1 pseudogene is annotated in these 1,134 nt (G+C 68.4%); it reads left to right on the forward strand.

Features of this window, described 5'->3' with window-relative positions:
* Window positions 1-234: 234 nt before the first annotated feature.
* Window positions 235-1,134: pseudogene (locus ACZ5CR_RS46625) on the forward strand (glycoside hydrolase); the annotation flags it as partial.

The raw sequence follows: 1,134 nt of genomic DNA on the forward strand, positions 1-1,134 counted from the left end.
CATGGCAGAGCAGCGCGAGCATTCAGGTTCAAGCTCGCGAGCATTCAGGTTCAAAGAGAGGCTCTTAGGAAGCTCTTAAGAGCCCCTCGGATACTCGCGATCATGGAGCAAGCCAAGAATGCCCCGCAGGGGGAGCAGAGGGACCAGGGGGAGCGCAGCCACGGCTCCCCGGACCGCGCACGACACCGGGACGCTGCGGGAGTTGCGCGCAGGAGGCGCAATCGGGGTCTCGGGATGGCCGTCGCACTCGTCGTCACCGGGACCACCGCATCGGCGGGCTACGCCGTCGTCGTGGGCCCCGGTGCCAAGTCCGCGCAGACCGGCCGACCCAAAGTGCACGGCGGTTCCCTCGACTTCCAGGTGGCGGGCGGCACCGCCATGGTCGACACCTCTGCGCTGCGGGTGACGGGGCGCACCGAAGACGGTGCGGTCGTTCCCGTTTCCGATGCCGCGGCTGACGGCTTGGGCAGGCCAAGCCGGGTGGAGGTGGACGGGCCTCGTGCCCGGTGGTCGTATGCCGCCAAGGGCCTGGAGGTCACCGCGGCCAGTGAAGCGGGCCGACTGCGGATGACGGTTCGGGCTGCGAAGGACGGCACCCTCGCATGGCCCGTCACCGGCAAGGGGCAGGGCTCCGACACGGCGAACGCCTCGCTGCAGGTGCCCCGGGGCGAGGGGTTGTCCGTGCCGACCAAGGACAAGTTCTGGAACTCGAAGGCGGCGGGTCTGGCCGGCACCGAGGCGGAACTGGCCACCGGCTCCCTGACCCTGCCGTTGTGGGGATACAGCACGGGCGGACATGGCGTCAGCTACCTCGTGCCGGAGAGCATCGGCAGTTCACTGGCCTTCGCCTCGACGGGCGGCCGATTGAGCGCGACGGCGAAGCATGAATTCTCCCGGCGGGAAAAGACCCTCGGTTACACGATCACCTTCGCCCTCACCTCTGGTTCCCCCGTCGCGCCCGGCAGCGACTACCACCGATGGCTGCGTGAGCACGGCGAGTTGCGCACCCTCAAGCAGAAGATCACAGAGAACCCCGAGGTCAAGAAACTGCTGGGGGCCGAGCACGTGTATCTGTGGGGCGGCGCCCGACAGGCAGAGGCGGTCAAGAGACTGCGCAAACAGGGCAACCCCCGG

The sequence above is a fragment of the Streptomyces sp. NPDC031274 genome (assembly GCF_055570235.1).